This is a genomic window from Pseudomonas sp. LAP_36 (assembly GCF_019456785.1).
Lineage (GTDB): Bacteria > Pseudomonadota > Gammaproteobacteria > Pseudomonadales > Pseudomonadaceae > Aquipseudomonas > Aquipseudomonas tritici.
This window is the reverse complement of the sequence record NZ_JAHZMS010000002.1, coordinates 1130249-1152126: the sequence shown is the minus strand read 5'-3', so window position 1 is coordinate 1152126 and position 21878 is coordinate 1130249. Positions and strand designations below refer to the sequence as shown.

Below are 21878 nucleotides of genomic sequence, written 5' to 3'. Positions count from 1 at the left end.
GTCTAGTGGCCTAGGACACCGCCCTTTCACGGCGGTAACAGGGGTTCGAGTCCCCTAGGGGACGCCACGATTACCCGCTCTGCGGGATTTTTAAGGGTCATTCAATTATTGAATGGCCCTTTTGTTTGTCTGGCGTTTGGCCAATTCCTCTCTCAATTCCCTTTATATCTTCTGACCAATGGTCACGCCTGTCGCTTGCCAAATATTATTATGGTAATAATATTCAACCCATGAACATCGGAGGCAATGATGAGCGATAAAAAAGCGCAAACCCGCGAACGCATTCTGCAGGCTGCCAGCGCCGCGTTGATCCAGCGTGGCCCGGCAGAACCAAGTGTGGGTGAGGTCATGGGGGCCGCGGGGCTGACCGTCGGTGGTTTCTACGCGCACTTCGAAAGCAAGGACGCGCTGATGCTGGAGGCCTTTACACAGTTGCTGGCCAAGCGTCGCGCCTCGATCGACGACATCGATCCACAGCTGACCGGGGAAGAGCGCAGAAGCCTGGTGGCGGCGTTCTACTTGTCGCGCAAGCACCGTGACTCAACCGCCCAGGCATGCCCGATCCCGGCCACGGTGGGCGAAATGAGCCGTCTGCCGGATGAGTTCCGCCAGGCACTTAATGAGCACTGCGAGTTGATGGCTGCGCAGCTCGCCGCCAGCCCTGAAGACACTGACAAAGCCCTGGCTGACATGGCGCTGATGATCGGTGGCCTGGCCCTGGCCCGCGCGCTGGGTCCTGGTGAATTGTCTGACCGTGTGCTGCGCGCCGCCAAGTCGGCGGTGCGCTAGAAGAGGGCTCTCATGATGGGCACGCTAACCTGGACTCGTCGCTTCAACGGTACGCTGGGACACCTCGCTCCGCAAATGGTGGCCAATAAGATGCGTCGCGCCTTCATGACGCCGCGCCATCTACCGCCGCGCGATTGGGAGCTGCCGCTGCTGGCGCAATCGGAGCGCATTACCTTGCGTTTCGGTTTGTCTGCCTTGCGTTGGGGCCAGGGGCCTGCGGTGTTGTTGATGCACGGTTGGGAAGGGCGGCCCACTCAGTTCGCGAGCCTGATCACTGCGTTGGTCGACAATGGTTATTCGGTGATTGCCCTGGACGGTCCCGCCCATGGCCGTTCGCCGGGGCGCGAAGCCCATGTGCTGCTCTTTGCTCGCGCCATGCTTGAGGCGGCGGCAGAGTTGCCGCCGCTGCATGCCGTGATCGGCCATTCAATGGGCGGTGCCAGTGCGATGCTGGCAGTGCAGTTGGGCTTGCGTACCGAGGCGTTGGTGAGTATTGCCGCGCCGTCACGCTTTCTGGATGCGCTACGCGGCTTTACCAAGATGGTCGGTTTGCCAGCGCGGGCGCGGTCGGCGTTTATCCAGGAGGTCGAGTTGACGTTCGGCATGCCGCTCAAACACTTGGATGTGGCCCACTACCAGATGAATATCCCCGGCCTGATCGTGCATGCCGAAGACGATACGTTCGTCCCGGTCAAGGCGTCGCAAGCCATTCACGAAGCCTGGTTCGACAGCCGCCTGCTGCGCCTGGAGCAGGGCGGTCACCAGAAAGTGCTGGCCGATCCACGGGTGATCGACGGTGTGCTGGCATTGCTGGCCGGCTGCTGTCTACAGGAGCGGCAAAGCGCCTGATACACTCCTCCCGCCGACATTAATCGACTGGAGCAAGGCATGGGCTGGGATTTGGCAACGCCGTTTATCATCGATCTGCAGGTCGCCCCTGAAGACATCGACGGCCTGGGGCACGCCAATAACGCGGTGTATGTGTCTTGGCTGGAGCGCTGCGCCTGGCGCCATTCCCAGCGCCTGGGGCTGGACCTGACCGAATATCGTCGACTTGACCGCGCCATGGCCGTGGTGCGGCACGAGATCGATTACCTGGCCGCAGGCTACGAAGGCGATGAGCTGCAACTGGCCACCTGGATCGTCGACTGGGACCAACGCCTGAAGATGACCCGGCGCTTCCAACTGGTACGCCCGCGTGACGGCGTCACTTTGTTGCGCGCACACACCACCTTTGTCTGCATCGAGCTGTCCAGCGGCAAGCCCAAGCGCATGCCCGCGGAGTTTCTCGACGGTTATGGCCCCGCCCTGACAGGGGGTTAACGGTTGCTGTGGGAAACCCAGTAAACTGCGCCACGATTTTTGTTGAGTGTTTTCCATGCAAATTGCTTTGGCGCCCATGGAGGGGTTGGTCGACAACATCCTGCGGGACGTGCTGACCCGAGTCGGCGGTATTGACTGGTGCGTGACCGAGTTCATCCGCGTCAATGACCGCCTGCTCACCCCTGCGTATTTCCACAAGCTCGCCCCGGAACTGCTGCACGGTGCCCACACCGCCGCGGGCGTACCGCTGCGCGTGCAATTGCTCGGCTCCGACCCGGTGTGCCTGGCCGAAAATGCGGCCTTGGCCTGCGAATTGGGTTCGCAGGTCATAGACCTGAATTTCGGCTGCCCAGCCAAGACCGTCAACAAGTCGCGCGGTGGTGCGGTGCTGCTCAAGGAACCGGAGCTGCTCAACCAGATTGTCGAACACGTCCGTCGCGCTGTGCCTGCCCATATCCCGGTAACCGCCAAGATGCGCCTGGGCTTCGACAGCCCGGACGGCGCCCTGGTTTGCGCCACGGCCCTGGCGGAAGGCGGCGCTGCGCATATCGTGGTGCATGCACGCACCAAGACCGATGGCTACAAACCGCCCGCCCACTGGGAGTGGATCCCGCGGGTGCAGGACGTGGTCAAGGTGCCGGTGTTCGCCAATGGCGATATCTGGAGTGTCGACGACTGGAAGCGTTGCCGCGAAATCAGCGGCGCCGAAGACATCATGCTGGGCCGCGGCCTGGTCGCGCGTCCTGACCTGGCACGGCAGATCGCTGCGGCGCGGGCGGGCGAGGACGTGGTTGAGATGACTTGGGCAGACATGCAGCCCATGCTCCAAGACTTCTGGACCCAGTCAGTGGCGCAACTGACCGAGCGCCAAGCGCCGGGGCGTTTGAAGCAATGGCTAGCGATGCTCACCCGCAATTACCCTGAAGCGGTGGAGTTGTTTACGTTGATGCGTAGGGAAACTGATCTGGAGCAGGTCGGACGTTTGCTGGGTATGCCCAGCCAGCGTGAGCGGTCGATGGCGTTGCAAGATTAGGTTTACATATATAAGTGTTTCATCTTTTGCTGTAAGGGGCGCCGAAAGGCGCCTTTTTTTGTCTGAAAAATAACGGTGTAGCGACAATGCGCCCTGTTCAGGGCAGTGTTCAGCCTGGATGGCGCTTGGAGGGTTGCCATGTTGTCGCGAGATATATGCAAATAAGCATGAGTGTCGGGTTCGACTGCTACGAGGTTTTAACAGGTTGGCCTTGATGGAAGGGTGTTGAAGTACTTGCGTGCGCGTTAGTTAGCATAAGTTGCGCGCATCAAAAAGGTTTGTTGTTTTCCTGAAGTTACTTTCTGTCAGGGTGTTGCCTTTAGTGTCATATCTTGAGGCGCGCAGGCCGTACACCTTCGCGGTTTTATACTGGATGTCCATAGGCTAAATGCTCGACTGGTTATTTGGTTTCCTTATATAAGCCTCGATTTTTCGGAACTCGTTGCCGTTTCGCCCCACGAATCTTTCGAGTTTGTCGAACTCACCGTTGATTCACACTCCACATCAATAACTCGCTCTCCTGTCAGCGCAGGGTTGAGCGTGGTCTAAGGAATAGAAATATGTCTAATGTATCGACCAAACCGTTTGTGCCAATGAACGCAGAATATGCACACCTTAGTCAGCCGTCCGTACAGGTGAATAAACCGCTCGAACTATCTCCGGCGGCGGACAATGTAAGTAAGTTTCTGAAAGACAGCAGCCCGGCGCCAAAAGAAAATAATCTGACCGTTAATAAAGAATCGCTGGAAAAGTTGTTCGCCATGTTTGAGTTTGCGGTCAAGGCGATGCGAAGCATGCTTGCGGGTATGGGCGTACTGCCCAAGATGCCCGGTGAACTGGATGCTCAATCCCAACTGAAGCCTGGCCCTGATCCAAAGGTCGTTGCAGATACAAATGGTAAACCCAAGATCGAGCCGCAAACGGATGCCAGGACGCCGGTGAAGCCTGGCTCTGATCCTAAAGTCATTGCAGATACAAGCGTTAAACCCAAGATGGAACCGCAAACGGATGCCAGGACGCCGGTGAAGCCTAGCTCTGATCCTAAAGTCATTGCAGATAAAAGCGTTAAACCCAAGATGGAACCGCAAGTGGATGCCAGGACGCCGGTGAAGCCTGGTCCTGATCTTAAAGTCGTTGCGGATACGAACGTTAAACCTGGGATCGAGCCGCTTGCGGATGCCAAGACACCGGTCAAGCCGGGCCCGGACGTGAAGGTAAAGCCGGATGGGCAGACCCAGATGACCATGACACCTGACGGCAAGCTCGCCGCAAAACCGACTATGACTTCAGTCACTGATACTGCGCAAAATAATAAGTTGTCTTCCGAAATCAATGTGACGGTGCAGGTCCAGGGCTGTCACTGCCCCCATACAGGCGAAAAAATTGCGCCACAGCCCGTGCTCATCCCTAAGGTCGATGTGCAGCCCGCGCTACCGGCATTGGTCACGCCAAAGGTCGATGCCCAACCCCAGTCGCCAACAGTGGTGAACCCGAAGGTCGATAAACAACCGTCGCTGACATCAACGGTCATTCCGAAGCTCGATACCTCGCCGTTGCTACAGCCTCAAGTCACTCCGGCGACCGTTAACAAACCCGAACCCAAAGCGCCTGCAACGCCGGTCGAACCTAACACTACCACGGCTGATCCGAAGCCTGAGACCCGGCCTGCTCCGGACCTTACAGCCCCCGCACCGGATGACTTGGTGAACGATTCCAGCAGGCACTCCCGGAGCCGATTCGACGACCATCGCGCTGCCAGGCCAAGCCTGCGTTCACGTTTCTGAGCCTGCTGTCTTGAAGCGTTGAACATAAATGTCCGTTCCCTGACCCGTTAGGTCAGGGAACACTCAAAGAGATTTGAAGCATGTCATCAATAAGCCATAGCCACGCTACGCAACCCACTATCAATCCTTACCGGGCACCTGACTATTCTGTTCGTGCCTCGTGTGATTCAGGGCTCCAGAATAACGTTCGTACCGCACCACCAGCCCCCCGCACAGAGATCAAGCCCGGTAGCTTCGCAAATAACCCCACCCCAATTGCCTTGATGGGCATGCTGACCGAACTGTTCAAGCAGCTCTTCAGCCAATTGCAGAGTCTTCTGCAGGGAGACGTGCGCCCGCCGGAGCCAAAAAGCAACGACTTACCTCTACCTCAGCCGCGTGTGCAGCCCGCTCCCGATACGACACCCGTCAACAAGCCAAAATAGCCCATTCCCGAACTGTCTAATAAGCGTAACGGTGCAAAACCCAACAACATCTGGAATGGCTTTAGGCAGGGAAGCAAAGGTAACTGCGTAACGGTCTCGGCGATCAAGGCGGCGATGGCGAAGTTTGGCCAAAGCCCAACGGACATCTATAAGTCTGTTGAGAAGGTTGCAGACGCTTATAAAGTTGTTATGCGCGATGGGTTCGCGTTGACGTTGAAAGAATCTGAGTTGGACAGCGCTATTCGCGGTGCCGACTTTGTTCGCATGAATGATCGGGAAATGCTCAAGGATGCACACTTCCTTTTTGCGTGCTCTGCCAAGCGTGCGCAAATAGAGAATAACGATGGATTCGCGAACAGAAGCTTTGATGCAGCCATAAGAAGTCTTAACGATCGAGAGGATGAAAGTGGGCCGGGGGAGGGCCTTAAGCGTTTGGGGTTAAAGGATCATATGCAACGCGTGTCGGCGCGTGACTTGGCCGACAGGTCGTTGATCGGTATGGTCAACAGACGCGGGCACTCGGTTGCGGTGGTGGATGGAAGTGAAGAGTATTACGGGCGCAGAGGTGGCCGGCCCACCGGTGGGCAGGCGATTGCGCTGGTCTGATAACGCCGATAACTGTCCGATTTGACCCATGTAGCCGCAAAGGGCTCACCACGGAATGTTCGCATGGATGCCACTTTAACTGTAGTTCGTGGTTTAGCACGTTGACCTGTATGCACGCTTTGAAAGGTTGAACGACTACGCACTTGTGAAGGCTTAGTTGTGTGATTCAACTGGCCGATTAATCTGCCGCAGGATCAACGTGCTTTTTTATTTCAGACACTGCTTTATAAAGTTTTAGCGTTTTTCGCTGTGGACGCATCCACCTATTTCATTAAGCGTTAATGATATGAGTACGTCTGCCATTGAACCTTCTCCTCGCTTAATGCCCATGGTCACGACGAGTGTCCGCCCCCAGGCCGCCGCGGTGTTGCAGGGTTTCACTGAAACTGGTTTAAACCCGACCCTTGTCGGCGGTCAACAGCTCCCTGAATCCGATCATCGGCAGTGGTCGGCTGTGCCAATAGCCTTGGTACAGATGGCAACCCAAGCCCTGCAGAAATGTCAGTTGATCCTGGGTTTCCACACCCTCGGCGATCACCACCAGGTTCAGGCTGCGAGCCATCGCCACAATGGCGCGGATGATCTCGGCGTCGTTGGGGTCGTGAGTGGCGTCACGCACAAAGGATTGGTCGATCTTCAGCGCATCCACCGGCAGGCGCTTGAGGTAAGTGAGCGATGAGTAACCGGTGCCGAAGTCATCCATCGCAAAGCTCACGCCGAGTTTTTTTAAGCGGCGCATTTTGCTGATGGTGTCGTCCAGGTTCTGAATCACGATGCCTTCGGTGATTTCCAGTTTCAGCAGGCTGAACGGCAATTGGTGCTGCTTGAGGCTGCGCTCCACCCGCTCCACAAAATCGTTCTGGCGAAACTGCCGAGGGCTGATGTTCACGCATAGGCTGAAGTTCAACGGGTCTACCAGGCCTTCCGCGATCAGTTGTTGAAAGGCCGCGCAGGCTTCATCAAGGATCCAGGTGCCGACTTCAAGGATCAGGCCGCTGTCCTCCAGTACCTTGATGAATTCGGACGGCGACTGCGCGCCCAGCTGCGGGTGCTGCCAGCGCACCAACGCCTCGGCGCCGACGATCTTGTTGCCGCGTGCATCCACTTGCGGCTGGTAATGCACGCTGAACTCACCGCGCGACAGCGCCAGGCGTAAGTCGGTCTCCATGCGCAGGCGTTCGCTGGCGGTTTTTTGCATGCTGTTATGGAACATCTGCGTGGTGTTGCGCCCTGAGTCCTTGGCGCGATACAGGGCGATGTCGGCGCGCTTGAGCAAGTCCGCCGGCGTGGTGCCATGGTCGGGAATCAGCGCCACGCCAATACTCGGCGTGACCTGCAAACGATGGCCATCGAGGAACATCGGCTCCGAGAGTAATTCGCGCAGGGTGTCGGCCAGTTCTTGCACCTGATTGCTGACTTCCATGCGCGAACCGTCCAGCCCACTGAGCAGCACCACGAACTCATCGCCGCCCAGGCGCGCCACGGTGTCTTCCATGCGCACGCTGGCCTCCAGGCGTGCGGTGACGATCTTCAGCACCGAGTCGCCGACCGGATGGCCGAGGGAGTCGTTGATGTGCTTGAAGTGGTCAAGGTCCAGGAACAGCAGCGCACCGCGCAAATTGTGGCGCTTGAGCAGGGCAATCTGCTGGCTCAGGCGGTCCATCAGTAGGGCGCGATTGGGCAGGTTGGTCAACGGGTCGTGGTAGGCCAGGTGGCGGATCTGTGCCTGGGCGTTTTTCAGCAGGCTCACGTCCCGCGCCGTCAGCAGCAGGCACGGGGTTTCATTCAGGGTGATGGGCTCCACCGAGACTTCCACCGCCAGTAACTCGCCGCGCTTGTTGTGCCAGAGCATTTCCAGGTGGTGGATGCGCCCTTTGATCTGCAATTCGGCCAATAGCGCCGCGCGTTGGTTTTCATCGGCCCAGATACCGATCTGGTAAAGGGTCAGGCCTATGGCGTCCTCGGCGCGATAGCCGGTCAGGCGGCAGAAACCGTCGTTGACCTCCACATAACGGCCGGTGTCGCGCTCGGTGATGGAAATCGCGTCGGGGCTGGAGTGGAAGGCCTTGGCGAACTTCTCCTCGCTGGCTTTGAGTGCAGCTTCCGAGCGTTGTTGCTGAGTGATGTCCCGCAGCGTGGTGACGATGCATGGCTGGTCGCCGACCTTGATCAAACGGCTGGAAATCACGCACGTCAGGCTCTGTCCGTTTTTGTGATGCGCCACAATCGCCACATTGCTCAGCGTTTGCTCGCGGATTACCCGCTCGATTCGCTGCAGGCGTTTGCTCGACTCGTCCCACAGGCCGATCTGCTCGGCACTTTTGTCGATCACCTCGGCGGCGGTCCAGCCAAAGGTTTGGGTAAAGGCAGGGTTGATCTCCATAAACACGCCGCTGTCCAGGCAGGTCACGCAGATGGGGTCCGGGCTGGCCTGGAACAGGCTGGCGAATTTTTCTTCGGAGGCGGTCAGGCGTTGTTCGCGTTCCACTTGGTCGGTGATGTCCAGCAAGGTGCCGGCCATCCGCAGCGGCGCGCCTTTATCATCGCGGTACAGGCGGGCACGGCTTTCAAGGTAGCGCGAGCTGCCGTCTTCCATGGGCACGCGGTAGGTCAGTTGATAGTTGCCGGCCGGCCCCTCGCGCAGGGTGCGGTAGGCGTTGCGCATGCTTTCGCGTTCTTCATTGGGCATGCCTTCGAAAAACGCGTCGAAAGACTCATGGAACGGTTCGGGCGGCAGGCCGTGCAGTTGGGCGGCGCGCGCCGAGCCATAGAGCATGCCGGTGGGGATGTGCCAGTCCCAGGTGCCCAGTTGCGCCGAGTCCAGCGCGAGGTCGAGGCGTTCCTGGCTGTCCTTGAGGGCTTGCTCGGCGTTTTTGCGCTCGGTGGTATCGAGAAAGGTGCTGAGTAAATACGCCTCACCCTCCAGCTCGACCTTTTGCGCGCTGAGGGTGCCATCGTGGACCTGGCCGTTGCTGGCACAAAATTGCACCTCCATGGTGATGGGCCGGCCCTTGCGCTGCGTGGCCTTGACCAGCAACGCACGTTGCTCCGGGTGGCGCCACAGGCCGAGCTCCAGGGTGCTGCGGCCGATGGCATCGGCCAGCGGCCAGCCAAAGAGCATTTCGAAATACTGGTTGGCCTCGCTGATCAAGCCGTCGGACTGGCGGGTCAGCAATACCATGTTGGGGCACAGGTGGAACAAGGTGGCAAAGCGTTTTTCGGAGTGGCTGAGCGCGTGCTCGCGTTCGCGCTGGCGGGTGGTCTCGCGGATCACCCCGATCATGCGGCGCCGACCGGCTTTGTCTGGCGCCAGGCTGCCGTTGATCTCCAGCCAGTGATGGGTGCCGTCCGGCCACTGGATGTGGTGGTGCATGGCCTGCTCGAATGGCTCGCCGGCCAGTACGGCGTGAAAGGCCCGCACTACACGGGCGCGATCCTGCGGCGCCAGCAGGTCGAGATAGTCCAGGTCCTTGGCCAACGGTTGGCGCGGGTCAAAGCCGAACAGCGCCTGGGTGCCCCGCGACCAGCTTATCCTGCCGCTGTCGATCTCCCAGCACCATGCACCCAGCCTGGCGGCATTGAGCGCTGCCAGCAGTTGTGGGGCACTGTCCCAGCTTTGCTCCGCCTCTTGAGGATCAAGGGCGTAGATGCGGGGCAGGGGTGGCAGGGAATCGACGGGGTTGCGCATTATCAAAGGGCCTTGGCTCGATGGGCGTAAGGCGCGGTTTCTTTCAGACCTTGAGGCCGCACGGTGTCATGCCGGTATCCCTGGCAGATCGACCTGTGCATCCAATAGGCTCATGAAAGCCCGCGCAGCGTTCGACAGCGTCCTTTCGGTGTGCACGATATAGCCTAGCTGGCGACTGAGCTGTATGCCCGGCAAAGCGATACTTGCCACCTGGTCATCGAGCATGGTGCGCGGTAAAACGCTCCAGGCCAGGCCGATCGACACCATCATCTTGATAGTTTCCAAATAGTTAGTGCTCATTGCGATGTTCGGCGTGAGGCCCTGGGCCTCGAACAGCCGGCTGACAATATGGTGAGTAAAGGTGTTGCCGCCCGGGAAAACCGCCGGGTGGCCGGCGATATCGGCCAGGTTGACGCGGCCATTGCTGATCAGGCTGTGCTCCGGTGCCACCACGAAATCCAGCGGGTCGTCCCACACCGGGGTGGCACGTACAAGATGGTGCGGATCGGGCGCCAGGGTAATGACCGCCACTTCGGCGCGGCCGTGGAGGATTTCTTCGTAGGCCACTTCCGAATCGAGGAACTGAATATCCAGCGCCACATTCGGGTATTCCCGGGTAAAAGTGCGCAGCACCGGCGGCAGGCGGTGCAGGCCGATATGGTGACTGGTGGCCAGGGTCAGGCGACCGCTGACTTCGCCGGTCAGGTTAGTCAGTGCGCGGCGCGTATCGTCCAGCACGTTGAGGATCTGATAGGCGCGCGGCAGCAAGGCCCGCCCGGCTTCCGTCAGGCCGACTTCACGGCCCAGGCGGTCGAACAATCGCACCTTTAACTGTTGCTCCAGGCCGGCAATGCGTTTGCTGATGGCGGGTTGGGTCAGGTGCAGGCGTTCACCGGCGCCGGAGAAGCTGCCGGTCTCGGCGATGGCGATAAAAGCATTGAGGTTGGCCAGATCCATGGTGGTATTCCAGTTGGTAATCCAAAGCATAAAAAATATGAATTTGAGTTATTTAATGTAGCGCCATACCATCAGCCTCACAAGCCAAAGGGTTATTGAAAAGCCCGGCGTATAGAAGCACCGATGATGAGGACCGACTGATGGCCGGCAAAACGCTTTACGACAAGCTTTGGGATTCCCATGAAGTGAAACGGCGCGACGATGGCTCGTCGCTGATCTATATCGACCGTCACATCATCCATGAAGTGACCTCGCCCCAAGCGTTCGAAGGTCTGCGACTGGCCGGGCGCAAGCCTTGGCGCGTCGATTCCATCATCGCCACCCCGGACCACAACGTACCGACCACCCCTGAGCGCAAGGGCGGCATCGACGCCATCGTCGACACCGTGTCGCGTTTGCAGGTGCAGACCCTCGACGACTACTGCGACGAATATGGCATCACTGAATTCAAGATGAATGACGTGCGTCAAGGCATCGTCCACGTGATTGGTCCGGAGCAGGGCGCGACCTTGCCGGGCATGACCGTGGTGTGCGGCGACTCCCATACCTCCACCCATGGCGCGTTTGGCGCCTTGGCCCACGGCATCGGCACATCCGAGGTGGAACATGTGTTCGCCACCCAGTGCCTGGTCGCCAAGAAAATGAAGAACATGCTGGTGCGCGTTGAAGGCAAATTGCCGTTCGGCGTGACCGCTAAAGACATCGTGCTGGCGGTAATCGGCAAGATTGGCACCGCCGGCGGTAACGGCCATGCCATCGAGTTCGCTGGCAGTGCGATTCGCGACCTGTCCATCGAAGGCCGCATGACCATCTGCAACATGTCCATCGAAGCCGGTGCCCGCGTGGGCATGGTGGCGGCGGACGAGAAGACCGTCGAATACGTCAAAGGCCGTCCGTTCGCACCAGCAGGTGCTGACTGGGACGCTGCGGTCGAAGCCTGGAAAGACCTGGTGTCCGACGCCGATGCAGTGTTCGACACTGTGGTTGAGCTCGACGCTGCCCAGATCAAGCCGCAAGTCAGCTGGGGCACTTCGCCGGAAATGGTTCTGGCCGTCGATCAGAACGTGCCAGACCCGGCCAAAGAAGCCGACCTGGTCAAGCGCGGTTCCATCGAGCGCGCCTTGAAGTACATGGGTCTGAAAGCCAACCAGGCGATTACCGATATTCAGCTGGATCGCGTGTTTATCGGTTCCTGCACCAACTCTCGGATCGAAGACTTGCGCGCCGCAGCGGTGATCGCCAAAGGCCGCAAAGTCGCTTCGACCATCAAGCAAGCCATCGTGGTGCCAGGTTCGGGCCTGGTGAAGGCGCAAGCCGAGGCGGAAGGCCTGGACAAGATCTTCCTCGAGGCCGGCTTTGAATGGCGTGAGCCGGGCTGTTCGATGTGCCTGGCGATGAACCCGGACCGTTTGGAGTCGGGCGAGCATTGCGCGTCCACCTCCAACCGTAACTTCGAAGGGCGCCAGGGTGCCGGTGGGCGCACCCACCTGGTCAGCCCGGCCATGGCCGCTGCGGCTGCCGTCAACGGTCGTTTCATCGACGTTCGCGAATTGATCTGAGGAATACCCGATGCGTGCTTTTACACAACACACAGGTTTAGTCGCGCCGTTGGACCGTGCCAACGTGGACACCGACCAGATCATCCCCAAGCAGTTCTTGAAGTCGATCAAGCGCACCGGTTTCGGCCCGAACCTGTTCGACGAGTGGCGCTACCTGGACGTGGGCTATGCCTACCAGGACAACTCCAAGCGTCCGTTGAACAAGGACTTCGTGCTCAACGCCGAACGCTACCAAGGCGCCAGCGTGTTGCTCGCCCGGGAAAACTTCGGCTGCGGCTCCAGCCGTGAGCACGCGCCGTGGGCGCTGGAAGAATATGGCTTTCGCAGCATCATCGCGCCGAGCTATGCCGACATCTTCTTCAATAACAGCTTCAAGAACGGCTTGTTGCCGATCATCCTCACCGATGACGAAGTCGACGAACTGTTCAAACAAGTGGAAGCCGAGGAGGGCTACCAGCTGACCGTCGACCTGGCCGCGCAAACCGTGACCCGTCCGGACGGCAAGGTGTATCACTTTGAAGTCGACGCGTTCCGTAAGCACTGCCTGATCAACGGCCTGGATGACATTGGCCTGACCTTGCAGGACGGGGATGCGATTGCGGCGTTTGAGGCCAAGCACCGGGCTAGCCAGCCTTGGTTGTTTCGTGATGCCTGATATGAGGTAGGCCGTGCGGGCCCCATCGCGGGCAAGCCCGCTCCCACATTTTGACCTGTGAACACGGTCAAGTGTGGGAGCTGGCTTGTCGGGTCGCCGCATCGCTGCGATAGCGCCCGTACCAACACCCCAAAACCCAAGGAAAACCACCATGACCACCACCGCCCACACCCAAGTCGTGCAAAAACAATTCGGCGAGCAAGCCTCGGCCTACCTGAGCAGTGCCGTGCACGCCCAAGGCACCGAATTCGCGCTGCTCCAGGCCGAACTGGCCGGGCAGGGCAGTGCGCGACTGCTGGATTTGGGCTGCGGCGCCGGTCATGTGAGTTTCAATGTGGCGCCGCTGGTCAAAGAAGTCGTGGCCTACGACCTTTCCCAGCAGATGCTCGACGTAGTTGCCGGCGCAGCTGTAGATCGCGGCCTGGACAACATCCGCACCGTACTGGGCGCCGCTGAACGCCTGCCGTTCGCCGACGGCGAGTTCGACTTCGTGTTCAGCCGCTATTCGGCCCACCACTGGAGCGACCTTGGCCTGGCCCTGCGTGAAGTGCGCCGGGTGCTCAAGCCAGGCGGCGTGGTGGCCTTCGTGGACGTCTTGTCACCGGGCAGCCCGCTGTTGGACACTTACCTGCAAACCGTCGAAGTACTGCGCGACACCAGCCACGTGCGCGATTACTCCGCCGCCGAATGGATGCGCCAGCTCAGCGAAGCCGGTTTGCACGTACGCAACAGCAGCCGTCAGCGCCTGCGCCTGGAATACACCTCGTGGGTCGAGCGCATGCGCACGCCAGAGGTATTGCGCGCCGCAATCCTTGAGCTGCAAACGGCGATGGGCCAGGAAGTGCGCGACTATTACGAAATTCAAGCCGACGGCACCTTCAGCACCGACGTGCTGGTGGTCTGGGCCGAACGCTGATTGATTTTTCCCGACCTGCCCACGGGCGGGTCGCTTGATGAAATGAGGAACGCATGAGCAAGCAGATTCTGATTCTCCCTGGCGACGGTATTGGTCCGGAAATCATGGCCGAAGCGGTCAAGGTCCTGGAACTCGCCAACAGCAAGTACAGCCTGGGCTTTGAGCTGAGCCACGACGTGATCGGCGGCGCGGCCATCGACAAGCACGGCGTGCCGCTGGCCGACGAAACCCTGGACCGCGCCCGCGCGGCTGACGCCGTACTGCTCGGTGCCGTGGGTGGCCCGAAATGGGACAAGATCGAACGTGACATCCGCCCTGAGCGCGGCCTGCTGAAAATCCGCGCGCAACTGGGCCTGTTCGGCAACCTGCGCCCGGCGATCCTCTATCCGCAACTGGCCGATGCCTCGAGCCTCAAACCGGAAGTGGTGGCGGGCCTGGATATCCTGATCGTGCGTGAGCTGACCGGCGGTATCTATTTCGGCTCGCCACGCGGCGTGCGTGAGTTGGAGAATGGTGAGCGCCAGGCCTACGACACACTGCCGTACAGCGAGAGCGAAATCCGCCGTATCGCCCGTGTCGGCTTCGACATGGCCCGCGTGCGTGGCAAAAAGGTTTGCTCGGTGGATAAAGCCAACGTATTGGCTTCCAGCCAGCTGTGGCGCGAAATCGTCGAAGAAGTGGCCAAGGACTACCCGGACGTCGAACTGAGCCACATGTACGTCGACAACGCCGCCATGCAACTGGTGCGCGCGCCGAAGCAGTTCGACGTGATCGTCACCGACAACCTGTTCGGCGACATCCTGTCCGACCAGGCGTCGATGCTCACCGGTTCCATCGGCATGCTGCCGTCGGCGTCCCTGGACACCAACAACAAGGGCATGTACGAGCCTTGCCACGGCTCGGCGCCGGACATCGCGGGCCAGGGCATTGCCAACCCGCTGGCGACGATTCTGTCAGTGTCGATGATGCTGCGTTACAGCTTCAACCTGGGCGACGCCGCAGACGCCATCGAGAAAGCCGTGAGCCTGGTGCTGGACCAGGGTTTACGCACTGGCGACATCTTGTCGCAGGGTTGCACCAAGGTCGGTACGCAAGAAATGGGCGACGCAGTAGTCGCCGCGCTGCGGAATCTGTAATCTCTCGGGCCCGCTTGCAGTTGTTGCTGCAAGGCGGCCCACTTTTTAACAAGGTGTAGTTGCGATGAAACGTGTAGGTCTGATCGGTTGGCGCGGTATGGTCGGTTCCGTGCTCATGCAGCGGATGCTGGAAGAGCAGGATTTCGATCTTATTGAGCCGGTGTTTTTCACCACTTCGAACGTGGGTGGCCAAGGGCCGTCCGTGGGCAAGGATATTGCCCCGCTCAAAGACGCCTACAACATTGAAGAGCTGAAGACCCTCGACGTGATTCTGACCTGTCAGGGTGGCGACTACACCAGCGAAGTCTTCCCCAAGCTGCGCGAAGCCGGCTGGCAGGGTTACTGGATCGACGCCGCCTCGAGCCTGCGCATGCAGGATGATGCGGTAATCGTCCTGGACCCAGTGAACCGCAAGGTCATCGACCAGCAACTGGACGCCGGCACCAAGAACTACATCGGCGGCAATTGCACCGTCAGCCTGATGCTGATGGGCCTGGGTGGTTTGTTTGAAGCCGGCCTGGTCGAGTGGATGAGTGCCATGACCTATCAGGCGGCCTCCGGTGCCGGCGCGCAGAACATGCGTGAACTGATCAAGCAAATGGGCGCCACCCACGCAGCCGTCGCCGATCAACTGGCGGACCCGGCCAGTGCGATCCTCGATATCGACCGTCGTGTGGCCGAAGCCATGCGCAGCGATGCGTACCCGACCGAGAACTTCGGCGTGCCATTGGCTGGCAGCCTGATCCCATGGATCGACAAAGAACTGCCGAACGGCCAGAGCCGCGAAGAGTGGAAGGCCCAGGCCGAGACCAACAAGATCCTCGGTCGCTTCAAGAGCCCGATCCCGGTGGATGGCATCTGCGTGCGTATCGGCGCGATGCGCTGCCACAGCCAGGCGCTGACCATCAAACTGAACAAAGACGTGCCGATTGCCGATATCGAAGGGCTGATCAGCCAGCACAACCCATGGGTCAAGCTGGTGCCGAACAACCGTGATATCAGCATGCAGGAGCTGAGCCCGACCAAGGTCACCGGCACCCTGAATGTACCGGTGGGGCGTCTGCGTAAGCTGAACATGGGTACCCAGTACCTGGGCGCGTTCACCGTTGGTGACCAACTGCTGTGGGGCGCGGCTGAGCCGTTGCGTCGTATGTTGCGGATTTTGCTGGAGCGTTGATCGCTTGAGGCAAGATGAGAAACCCGCGTTCTGGTGACAGGCGCGGGTTTTTTATTGTTCTTTCGGGCGCTATCGCAGGCAAGCCAGCTCCCACATTTGATTGCATTTCAACTGACGAAACTCGGTCGAATGTTGGAGCGGGCTTGCTCGCGAAGGGGCCATCAGCCACACCACAAAAGCTGGGTTAATTGCCTCACCCCCCACCACCCGGTAAAGTGCCGCTCCCCCGCAATGCCCGAGGCAGCCCCCATGACCCAGACCTTTGATATCGCCGTAATCGGCGCCACCGGCACCGTTGGCGAAACCCTGGTGCAGATCCTTGAAGAGTTGAGCTTCCCGGTGGGCACCCTGCATTTGCTGGCGGGCAACAACTCGGCTGGCGCGTCCGTGCCGTTTCGCGGCAAGAACGTGCGGGTGAGGGAGGTCGATGAGTTCGACTTCAGCAAAGTGCAGCTGGCGTTTTTTGCGGCGGGGCCGGCGGTGACCTTGAGTTTCGCCCCGCGTGCCACGGCGGCGGGTTGCTCGGTGATCGACTTGTCTGGCGCCTTGCCGGCCGCGCAAGCGCCGCAAGTGGTGCCGGAAGCCAACGCCCATGTGCTTGATGGCCTGGTAAAACCGTTCCAACTCGGCAGCCCAAGCCCGTCGGCGACCAACCTGGCGGTGGTCCTGGCGCCCTTGCGTGGCCTGCTGGATATCCAGCGCGTGAGCGTCACCGCCAACCTGGCGATGTCGGCCCAGGGGCGTGAGGCGGTCAGCGAGCTGGCACGGCAAACCGCCGAGCTGCTGAACATGCGCCCGCTGGAACCGACGTTCTTTGATCGTCAGGTGGCCTTCAATGTGTTGGCGCAAGTCGGCACGCCAGACGCCCAGGGTCATACAGCCTTGGAAAAGCGCCTGGTCCATGAACTGCGTGCAGTGCTGGAATTACCTTTGCTAAAGATTTCCGCAACGTGCGTTCAAGCCCCGGTGTTTTTTGGCGATAGCCTGACTGTGTCTCTGCAACTGGGCGCAGCGGTCGATCTCGCCGCCGTGACCCGCGCACTCGACGCAGCGCCAAGTATAGAGCTTGTGGACGAGGGCGACTATCCCACCGCAGTGGGCGACGCAGTAGGCCAGGATGTTATTTATGTAGGGCGGGTCCGCAGGGGCGTGGATGACTCGGCGGAACTAAATCTGTGGCTGACGTCAGATAACGTACGCAAAGGCGCCGCACTGAACGCCGTACAGCTGGCGCAGTTGTTGATAAAAGACCTTGTGTAAAAGATACTTGGCGGCAATTTGTAGATTGATTCTAGCCAGGCGCTATGCTTGGCCCAAAGCAGAACAGAAGCGCGTCGGTAACCTATCGGCTCGCCATGCCTTATGGCAGCGGTTACCAACCTTCTCGCAGGCCGGGGAGTGTTCAAACAAAGGATGAGGCTATGGTTCAAGTTCGCAAACTGGTGTTAGCAATAGCGGCCGCCTCGGCGCTGTCCTCCGGTATGGCGCAGGCGCTGCAGCTGGGGGAGATGACCCTCAAGTCGAAGTTGAACCAGCCGTTGGCGGTGGAGATCGAATTGCTCGATGTCGGTGGCCTCACGGCTTCAGAGATCACGCCGAGCCTGGCCTCATCCCAGGCGTTTGTGGATGCGGGCGTCGATCGCCAGGCGTTCCTCAATGACCTGACGTTTACCCCGGTGGTCAATCCCAACGGCCGCAGCGTGGTGCGTGTCACCTCAAGCAAGCCGCTGCCGGACTCCTACGTACGCTTCCTGCTGCAGGTGCAATGGCCCAATGGCCGTTTGATGCGCGATTACAGCGTATTGCTCGACCCGGCCAAGTTCGACCAGCCGGCACCGACGGCCGCCGCACCTGCCCCGCGTGTGGCGGCGCCGGCCAGCACCGCGCCAGCCGTGAGCAAAGCGGCGCAGCACACCACCACCCCCCGCGACACCTTGTGGGAAATTGCCGCGAAGAATCGCAATGGCGGCTCGGTCCAGCAGACCATGCTGGCGATCCAGGCGCTCAACCCGGACGCGTTTATCGACGGCAATATCAACCGCCTGAAAACCGGCCAGGTCCTGCGCCTGCCGGATACCGTAGAAAGCACCGCGCTGCCACAACCTCAGGCGATAGCCGAAGTCCGCGCGCAGAATGCCGCCTGGCGCCAGGGCCGGCGCGTCGCCACCAACCCTGCGGCGGGCAAGCAGCAACTGGACGCCACCAAGCGCACCCAAGCTGGCAACGCGCCAGCGAGTACCAACGCTAAGGACAACCTGAGCCTGGTTTCGGCCGAAGCGGCCAAGAAGGGCGCCAAAGGCAAGGCCGGCGACAGCGCGGTACTGAGCGACAAACTGGCGATGACCCAGGAGCAACTGGACACTACCCGTCGCGACAACGAAGAGCTGAAAAGCCGCGCGGCCGACCTGCAAAGCCAGTTGGACAAGCTGCAAAAACTGATTCAACTGAAAAACGATCAGCTTGCCCGTTTACAGGCTGAAAAGGGCGCTCCGGTCGCTCCGGCCACTGCAGCAATGCCCGCTCAGTTGGCAGGTGAGCCGGCTGCTGCCCCGGCAGTGCCCGATGCAGCGACAGCAGCGCCTGTGCCAGCGGCTGAACCAGTCAAGACGGATGCAGCGCCTGCCACCACCGAGGGCAAATTCAACGACTTGCTGACGAACCCTGTCGTGCTCGGCGTGCTCGGCGGTGCGGCTATTTTGTTGGTGCTGTTGCTTCTGCTGCTGTGGGCGCGCCATCGCAATGCTCGCCGCGAAGAGGAAAAGCACCTGCGCATGGCGCGGGCCCTGGCTGAAGAGCCGGAGTTCACCTCCAACATCGACCACGACCTGCCGCCGGACAGTTTCGAAGGCCTGGAAGTGCCGCCGCCAAGCGTCAAGTTGGCCGCTGCTCCAGCGGTGGCCCCAGTCGTTGAGCCGGCAGTTGTTGTGCCGACCGTTGCCTCTGTACTTGCGCCGCTGGCTGTTGCTGTCGCCCCGGCAAACTCCAGCGATTCGCTGGCCCAGGCCCAATCCCATATCGACCGTGGCCACCTGAACCAGGCCGCCGATGTGCTGCAGCAGGCAATCAAGCATGAGCCCAAGCGCAGCGACCTGCGTTTGAAGCTGATGGAAGTCTACGGCCTGCAAAACGACAAGGACGGCTTCGTCACCCAAGAGCGTCAGCTGGTAGCCAATGGTGAAAACCACGCCCAGGTCGAGCAGCTCAAAAGCCGCTTCCCGGCCATGGCCGTGTTGGCGGCGGGCGTCAGCGCTGCGGTTGCCGCCGCCGCTCTGGACGCTCAATACGTCAAGGATTTGCTCGAAGACAAGCCGACTGAGCCTGCGCCAGAGGCCTTCGACACCGATTTCGATTTGAGCCTGGACGATCTGGAAGAGGCATCCCCGGCTGAGGTCAAGGGCGATCAGCAGACATTCGAGTCGCTCCTGCAGCAACAGACCGAAGCCAACGCCGCTCCGGATGACCTTTCGGACTTTGACCTGGGCCTGCAACCTGATGCACCGGCTTCGGCGCAATCCGATGATGACTTCCTCTCGGGCCTGGAAGAGCAGATGAAGGACGTGCCTGCTGTCGAGCCGCCGACCCTGACCCCTGCGGCGCTGGACGATTTCGATCTGCCGGAAGATTTCGACCTGTCCCTGGCCGATGAGCCGCAAGCAAGCGCCAAGCCTGATGCTTTTGCGTCGGAGCTCGATGATGTCAATGCCGAGCTGGATCGCCTGTCCCAGAGCCTGGAACATCCGTCCATCGAGCCGTCCTTTACTGCGGAAGACGCTGCGCTGGGCGACGATGAGCCGGAATTCGACTTCCTCTCCGGCACGGATGAGGTGGCGACCAAGCTCGACCTGGCCCAAGCCTATATCGACATGGGCGATGCGGACGGCGCGCGGGACATCCTCTCTGAAGTGCTGACCGAAGGTGATGAGACCCAGCGTGGCGAGGCCAAGGAAATGCTCGGCCGGCTGGCGTGATCGTCAATTGTTAAAGCAGCGGCGCCCTTCGGGGCGCCGTTTTGCTTTTGTGGGCTCCCGCACAAACCGGCATAATGACCCCCTCTGCGCAACTCATCAGGCTCTCAGTTCTTGGCAAATATAGATAACGCGGCCGCCGAAATGGCGGCCGCAGGCTTTTACCGCATCGCCCTTGGCGTGGAATACAAAGGCTCGCGCTATCGCGGCTGGCAGCGCCAGGCCTCCGGTGTGCTGACGGTGCAGGAAACCCTGGAAAAGGCCCTGTCCAAAGTCGCCGATTCACCGGTATCGCTGATGTGCGCCGGGCGCACCGACGCAGGCGTGCACGCCTGCGGCCAGGTGGTGCACTTCGACACACAGGCTGAACGGTCAATGAAAGCGTGGGTGATGGGCGCCAACATCAATCTGCCCCATGACGTCAGTGTCAGCTGGGCCAAGGTGATGCCGGCGCACTTTCATGCGCGCTTCAAGGCGATCGCCCGGCGTTATCGCTACGTGATCTACAACGATCAGATCCGCCCGGCGCACCTCAACGAAGAAATTACCTGGAACCACCGCCCGCTGGACGCTGAGCGCATGGCCGAAGCTGCGCAGCACCTGGTGGGCGTGCATGACTTCAGTGCCTTTCGTGCCGGCCAGTGCCAGGCCAAGTCGCCGATCAAGGAAGTCCACCACCTGCGGGTGACCCGACACGGCAAGATGATTGTGCTGGATATCCGCGCCGGGGCCTTCCTGCACCATATGGTTCGAAACATTGCCGGGGTGCTGATGACCATCGGCACGGGCGAGCGCCCGGTGGAGTGGGCCAAGGAAGTACTGGAAAGCCGCATCCGCCGCACGGGCGGGGTCACGGCACATCCGTTCGGCCTGTACCTGGTGGATGTGGAGTACCGCGACGAGTTCGAATTGCCGGAACGTTTCATCGGGCCACACTTCCTCACAGGTTTCAGCGAACTTGGCGGCTGACGCCCGGAAAAGCTTTTGTTACCATCCGGGACTTTCTGGTTCCAACCCCGAGGTTTTCACGACATGTCAGCCGTTCGCAGCAAGATTTGCGGGATTACCCGCATAGAAGACGCGCTGGCGGCAGTCGAGGCAGGCGCGGATGCCATCGGTTTCGTGTTTTACGCCAAGAGCCCGCGGGCGGTGAATGTGTTGCAGGCGCGGGCGATCATTGCCGCATTGCCGCCGTTCGTGACCACCGTGGGTCTGTTCGTCAACGCCAGCCGGTGTGAGCTCAACGAAACCCTGGATGCCGTACCGTTGGACATGTTGCAGTTCCATGGCGACGAAACGGCGGAAGAATGTGAAAGCTACCAGCGCCCGTATATCAAGGCGTTGCGGGTCAAGGCCGGGGATGACATCGCGGCGGCGTGTGCCGACTATGATGGCGCTCGCGGGATTCTGCTCGACACCTACGTCGAAGGCGTGCCCGGCGGTACCGGCGAAGCGTTTGATTGGTCGCTGATTCCCGCAGGCTTGAGCAAGCCGATCATCCTGGCTGGCGGGCTCAACCCTGCGAATATCGCGGCGGCGATCGAGCAGGTTCGGCCGTATGCCGTGGATGTCAGCGGAGGGGTAGAGCAGGGCAAGGGCATCAAGGACCACAGCAAGATTCGCGCATTCATGCAGGCCGTGCGCAACAGCGGTGGTGGGATGTGACGGCTGGCAGTCTGCCGCCGTCCATAACTACCACTGTGTAAAACAGCCCGGCGCCGCCTGTGGGTGGCCCGGAATTGAAGTGGCAACCCTGCGCTGGCAGGTTGTCTGGAAGGCTGAGGATGCATGCAGGAAATGGCCGGTCGAACGTCTGACCCCGTCCAGCATGTGTCATCGCCACATATGAATTTAGCTCAAGGGCA

17 protein-coding genes are annotated in these 21878 nt (G+C 60.3%); 15 read left to right on the top strand and 2 right to left on the bottom strand.

The window, feature by feature from the left end; genetic code table 11:
* Positions 1-249 precede the first annotated feature (249 nt).
* The 6 genes from JBO08_RS11065 (at position 250) to JBO08_RS28445 (ending at position 5960) form a co-directional block, all read left to right on the top strand.
* Positions 250-789, top strand: coding sequence for a TetR/AcrR family transcriptional regulator (locus tag JBO08_RS11065; protein WP_065874125.1), 540 nt, complete (start codon positions 250-252; stop codon positions 787-789).
* 15 nt (positions 790-804) lie between these two features.
* Positions 805-1638, top strand: coding sequence for an alpha/beta hydrolase (locus JBO08_RS11060; protein ID WP_065890825.1), 834 nt, complete (start codon positions 805-807; stop codon positions 1636-1638).
* A 39-nt stretch (positions 1639-1677) separates the two neighbouring features.
* Positions 1678-2112, top strand: coding sequence for a thioesterase family protein (locus JBO08_RS11055; protein ID WP_015884984.1), 435 nt, complete (start codon positions 1678-1680; stop codon positions 2110-2112).
* Positions 2113-2167: 55 nt separating this feature from the next.
* Complete coding sequence (locus JBO08_RS11050) at positions 2168-3145, top strand: tRNA-dihydrouridine synthase (protein WP_065874123.1); 978 nt, start codon at positions 2168-2170, stop codon at positions 3143-3145.
* Between the two features lie 560 nt (positions 3146-3705).
* Positions 3706-4929 (top strand): hypothetical protein, encoded by a 1224-nt coding sequence (locus JBO08_RS11045; RefSeq protein WP_065890605.1) that lies wholly within the window; start codon positions 3706-3708, stop codon positions 4927-4929.
* Positions 4930-5468: 539 nt separating this feature from the next.
* A complete protein-coding gene (locus tag JBO08_RS28445; protein ID WP_405045942.1) occupies positions 5469-5960 on the top strand; it encodes a hypothetical protein in 492 nt (163 codons plus the stop codon).
* A 391-nt stretch (positions 5961-6351) separates the two neighbouring features.
* On the opposite strand, the gene JBO08_RS11035 is transcribed toward JBO08_RS28445, so the two are convergent.
* Together JBO08_RS11035 and JBO08_RS11030 are read right to left on the bottom strand one after the other, a co-directional pair.
* Complete coding sequence (locus tag JBO08_RS11035) at positions 6352-9648, bottom strand: EAL domain-containing protein (RefSeq protein ID WP_065890607.1); 3297 nt, start codon at positions 9646-9648, stop codon at positions 6352-6354.
* Positions 9649-9714: 66 nt separating this feature from the next.
* A complete protein-coding gene (locus tag JBO08_RS11030) occupies positions 9715-10605 on the bottom strand; it encodes a LysR family transcriptional regulator (protein WP_049712327.1) in 891 nt (296 codons plus the stop codon).
* Positions 10606-10745: 140 nt separating this feature from the next.
* Here JBO08_RS11030 and leuC point away from each other — a divergent pair, with 140 nt between their 5' ends.
* The 9 genes from leuC (at position 10746) to JBO08_RS10985 (ending at position 21678) form a co-directional block, all read left to right on the top strand.
* Entirely contained in the window at positions 10746-12164 is a 1419-nt protein-coding gene (gene leuC, locus JBO08_RS11025; RefSeq protein ID WP_049712328.1) for a 3-isopropylmalate dehydratase large subunit, read from the top strand.
* Between the two features lie 10 nt (positions 12165-12174).
* Positions 12175-12819: a 3-isopropylmalate dehydratase small subunit gene (gene leuD, locus JBO08_RS11020; RefSeq protein WP_065874114.1), complete on the top strand. Its 645-nt coding sequence runs from the start codon at positions 12175-12177 to the stop codon at positions 12817-12819.
* 151 nt (positions 12820-12970) lie between these two features.
* The gene (locus tag JBO08_RS11015; RefSeq protein ID WP_220075116.1) at positions 12971-13735 is read left to right on the top strand and encodes a class I SAM-dependent methyltransferase; all 765 of its coding nucleotides are present in this window, start codon (positions 12971-12973) and stop codon (positions 13733-13735) included.
* Positions 13736-13788: 53 nt separating this feature from the next.
* Positions 13789-14871 carry a 3-isopropylmalate dehydrogenase gene (gene leuB, locus JBO08_RS11010; RefSeq protein WP_220075115.1) on the top strand — a complete coding sequence of 361 codons (1083 nt, stop codon included), beginning with the start codon at positions 13789-13791 and terminating at the stop codon, positions 14869-14871.
* Between the two features lie 64 nt (positions 14872-14935).
* Positions 14936-16048: an aspartate-semialdehyde dehydrogenase gene (gene asd, locus JBO08_RS11005; protein ID WP_032859466.1), complete on the top strand. Its 1113-nt coding sequence runs from the start codon at positions 14936-14938 to the stop codon at positions 16046-16048.
* Positions 16049-16297: 249 nt separating this feature from the next.
* Entirely contained in the window at positions 16298-17308 is a 1011-nt protein-coding gene (locus tag JBO08_RS11000; RefSeq protein ID WP_220075114.1) for an aspartate-semialdehyde dehydrogenase, read from the top strand.
* 161 nt (positions 17309-17469) lie between these two features.
* Positions 17470-20016, top strand: a complete 2547-nt coding sequence (locus JBO08_RS10995) for a FimV/HubP family polar landmark protein (RefSeq protein ID WP_220075113.1) — start codon at positions 17470-17472, stop codon at positions 20014-20016.
* 141 nt (positions 20017-20157) lie between these two features.
* Positions 20158-20982 (top strand): tRNA pseudouridine(38-40) synthase TruA, encoded by an 825-nt coding sequence (truA, locus tag JBO08_RS10990; RefSeq protein WP_065874106.1) that lies wholly within the window; start codon positions 20158-20160, stop codon positions 20980-20982.
* Positions 20983-21045: 63 nt separating this feature from the next.
* A complete protein-coding gene (locus JBO08_RS10985; RefSeq protein WP_220075112.1) occupies positions 21046-21678 on the top strand; it encodes a phosphoribosylanthranilate isomerase in 633 nt (210 codons plus the stop codon).
* Positions 21679-21878 lie beyond the last annotated feature (200 nt).

What these genes read in the sequence shown, in the direction of transcription:
- JBO08_RS11065 (WP_065874125.1), top strand. Translation starts at nt 250, where the DNA reads ATGAGCGATAAAAAAGCGCAAACCCGCGAACGCATTCTGCAGGCTGCC.
- JBO08_RS11060 (WP_065890825.1), top strand. Translation starts at nt 805, where the DNA reads ATGGGCACGCTAACCTGGACTCGTCGCTTCAACGGTACGCTGGGACAC.
- JBO08_RS11055 (WP_015884984.1), top strand. Translation starts at nt 1,678, where the DNA reads ATGGGCTGGGATTTGGCAACGCCGTTTATCATCGATCTGCAGGTCGCC.
- JBO08_RS11050 (WP_065874123.1), top strand. Translation starts at nt 2,168, where the DNA reads ATGCAAATTGCTTTGGCGCCCATGGAGGGGTTGGTCGACAACATCCTG.
- JBO08_RS11045 (WP_065890605.1), top strand. Translation starts at nt 3,706, where the DNA reads ATGTCTAATGTATCGACCAAACCGTTTGTGCCAATGAACGCAGAATAT.
- JBO08_RS28445 (WP_405045942.1), top strand. Translation starts at nt 5,469, where the DNA reads ATGGCGAAGTTTGGCCAAAGCCCAACGGACATCTATAAGTCTGTTGAG.
- JBO08_RS11035 (WP_065890607.1), bottom strand. Translation starts at nt 9,648, where the DNA reads ATGCGCAACCCCGTCGATTCCCTGCCACCCCTGCCCCGCATCTACGCC.
- JBO08_RS11030 (WP_049712327.1), bottom strand. Translation starts at nt 10,605, where the DNA reads ATGGATCTGGCCAACCTCAATGCTTTTATCGCCATCGCCGAGACCGGC.
- leuC (WP_049712328.1), top strand. Translation starts at nt 10,746, where the DNA reads ATGGCCGGCAAAACGCTTTACGACAAGCTTTGGGATTCCCATGAAGTG.
- leuD (WP_065874114.1), top strand. Translation starts at nt 12,175, where the DNA reads ATGCGTGCTTTTACACAACACACAGGTTTAGTCGCGCCGTTGGACCGT.
- JBO08_RS11015 (WP_220075116.1), top strand. Translation starts at nt 12,971, where the DNA reads ATGACCACCACCGCCCACACCCAAGTCGTGCAAAAACAATTCGGCGAG.
- leuB (WP_220075115.1), top strand. Translation starts at nt 13,789, where the DNA reads ATGAGCAAGCAGATTCTGATTCTCCCTGGCGACGGTATTGGTCCGGAA.
- asd (WP_032859466.1), top strand. Translation starts at nt 14,936, where the DNA reads ATGAAACGTGTAGGTCTGATCGGTTGGCGCGGTATGGTCGGTTCCGTG.
- JBO08_RS11000 (WP_220075114.1), top strand. Translation starts at nt 16,298, where the DNA reads ATGACCCAGACCTTTGATATCGCCGTAATCGGCGCCACCGGCACCGTT.
- JBO08_RS10995 (WP_220075113.1), top strand. Translation starts at nt 17,470, where the DNA reads ATGGTTCAAGTTCGCAAACTGGTGTTAGCAATAGCGGCCGCCTCGGCG.
- truA (WP_065874106.1), top strand. Translation starts at nt 20,158, where the DNA reads ATGGCGGCCGCAGGCTTTTACCGCATCGCCCTTGGCGTGGAATACAAA.
- JBO08_RS10985 (WP_220075112.1), top strand. Translation starts at nt 21,046, where the DNA reads ATGTCAGCCGTTCGCAGCAAGATTTGCGGGATTACCCGCATAGAAGAC.